General features: G+C 29.5%; 3 protein-coding genes. All 3 read left to right on the forward strand.

What is annotated here, in order from left to right; all coding sequences use genetic code 11:
• Positions 1 to 158 precede the first annotated feature (158 nt).
• A complete protein-coding gene (locus P8M54_RS05060; RefSeq protein WP_300285856.1) occupies positions 159 to 470 on the forward strand; it encodes a hypothetical protein in 312 nt (103 codons plus the stop codon).
• Positions 471 to 475: 5 nt separating this feature from the next.
• A complete protein-coding gene (locus tag P8M54_RS05065) occupies positions 476 to 877 on the forward strand; it encodes a DUF5958 family protein (protein WP_300285858.1) in 402 nt (133 codons plus the stop codon).
• Positions 878 to 1,035: 158 nt separating this feature from the next.
• Positions 1,036 to 2,471 (forward strand): S41 family peptidase (locus P8M54_RS05070; protein WP_300285860.1); only part of this gene is annotated, 1,436 nt, incomplete at its 3' end.

The following is a 2,471-nucleotide window of genomic DNA, read 5'->3' on the forward strand; positions in this document are numbered from 1 at the left end:
TTGTGGTTATTGCGGAATTTAGTGGAATTATCGTTTTTTATTAGTATTTTCGTTACACCGAAAATACTCGTCTTCGATGTCCGCAACATCCACAAGCGCGGGGACGTTATGTGTGATATTAAAAGAACGACGAGAAACAAAAGATAACATCCAAAGAAATGATTTTAAGCGAAGCAATTATAAATTGTAGAAATTACGAAGACACAGAAGAAATGATGTATTCGATTTATGCGCAAAGAATTGACGGTAAATTTCAACCAAATTCTGAAGCTTTAGTTTTAGAATTAACAATTGAAGAGATGGAAATGAAATGGAACGAAATATCTCAAAAAAAATGTCCCGGATTTGATTATTTTTTAGAAATGTTTGTTTTAAAAGATTTATACGATGACCTACTAAGAATTAAAGAATACAAATCAGACATCAAAAAAGTAGAAAGAATTATATATTACGCAGAATTTGACGCTTAATAAAAATGAATACAGTCGAAAAACAAATAAATTTAATAGCTCAGGACAGAATTGAGTTTGAAAAGGGAGTAAAATTAGTTTTTGAAAATCCTGAATTCGATTTTAAGCAAAAAATTGAAATTCTAACAAGTTTAATTTTGAATTCTATTCCAAATAAATCAAATTATAATTCTGAATCATATCAAAAAGCAATCGTTAGTATTCCAATTAAACAATCTTTTACATCTGTAATCATTCTTAATAAATTTTCAATTAAAAATGCTTTCAAAAAATTAAGTGAATTACCCGAAAATGAATATGAAAAAACAATTATCTCATTGCTCTGGATTTTTAAAAGTACGGACACTCAACGGCGAAAAACTGAATGTAAAAATGGCTGTAAACATTATTGGCACAATATTGAGTGAAAAATACCACACATAACAGCTGTTTTGATATAGCTGGAATTTAGTGGAATTATCGTTTCGCATCAAGTTTTCGTTAAGCCGAAAATTGAGCGGTTACGAACTTCCAGCCATCTCAAAGCAGCAAAACGTTGTAGGCAATTATACAGAACGACCCGTCAATGAAGAAAATATCGACATTTATACTTTTAATTTTACTGATACAAACCACGTATTCTCAGAATTTTGGAGATTTTCCCAAAATTGCAAAGGAGAAACTTCATAGAGATTTAGATTTATTGTATCAAGGCTTGGACAAGTTTCATTCTGGAATGTACTGGTACACCCCAAAAGACAGCGTTGATTTTGCTTTCCAAACTGCGAAAAACAAAATCACAACCGACCTTAATGTTTATGAATTTCACAAATTAATCGCACCATTAGTAGCATTATCAAGAGAAGACCACACAGACATTTTTTTACCAAAAGAAGTTAAAGAACAGACCAATAAAAATGAAAATATTCGATTTTTACCTTTAACTGTGGTTTTCTTGGGCGAGAAGTTATATTGTGTCAAAAATGCTTCAAATAATTCTGCAAAAATTGAAAATCTTGAAATTGAAAAAATCAATGGAGAAACACCCAAAGAAATTGTCACAAAAATTGGAATTTTATTTGCATCAGATGGGTACATAAAATCTGTAAAATACAGTGATTTGGGTGGCTTTAATTTTTCTAAAAACTATTTTTACTACTATGGAATAATTGAGAAATATGAAGTGAAATTCAAAGAAATTACAGAGCCTATCACAATTAATTCATTGTCAATTAGTCAAATTAATGAAAACCTAAAAAAGAACAACAATATTGACAAAGAAAAAACTGAAAATGAACCTTTGCAATTCAAAATTATAAATGCAAAAACAGCTTATTTGGATATTCAAACATTCTCAAACGACATAATTAAAAGAGAAAGCAAATATAAAACATTAAAAAAGTTCTTGAAACAAAGTTTTTCCGAAATAAAAGAACATAATATTAAAAATGTGATTATTGACGTTAGTAAAAATGGCGGTGGAACTGAAGGAAATGAAGGTTTGTTATATTCTTATTTTGGCGATAATTACCAAAAATACTCTAAAGTAAGAGTCAAAACTCAAAAAGTAATCCTTAATAATGGAATTGACAAACCGATAAAACTTAAAGTATTCGGATTTTTAGAACGAATTTTTGTAAACAAAAAAATGAAAGATGGAAGTCTTGAAAGAAAAAATAATTTAGGTCTCGGACTTATGGCATACAAAAAAGCACCAAAAGACACCTTTAAAGGTAATGTGTATGTTCTCATTAGTCCAATAACATATTCTGGCGGTAGCGAATTTTCAAATATGATGTATTCGCAAGGATTAGCAACATTTATTGGACAAGAAACAGGCGGAGGTTATTATGGAAATACGAGTGGATATAGTCAAGATTTAACTTTGCCAAATTCCAAAATAACCATTGAAATCCCAGCATTACAATTTGTGATGAATGTTGAACCAAAATTACCATTTGGAAGTGGAGTAAAACCCAATTACGAAGTAATCCCAACAATAAATCAATATATTAATAATGA

Origin of the sequence: Flavobacterium sp. (assembly GCF_029242675.1) — a bacterium.
Taxonomy (GTDB): domain Bacteria; phylum Bacteroidota; class Bacteroidia; order Flavobacteriales; family Flavobacteriaceae; genus Flavobacterium.

Coding starts and splice junctions, on each gene's coding strand:
- P8M54_RS05060 (WP_300285856.1), top strand. CDS start 159: ATGATTTTAAGCGAAGCAATTATAAATTGTAGAAATTACGAAGACACA.
- P8M54_RS05065 (WP_300285858.1), top strand. CDS start 476: ATGAATACAGTCGAAAAACAAATAAATTTAATAGCTCAGGACAGAATT.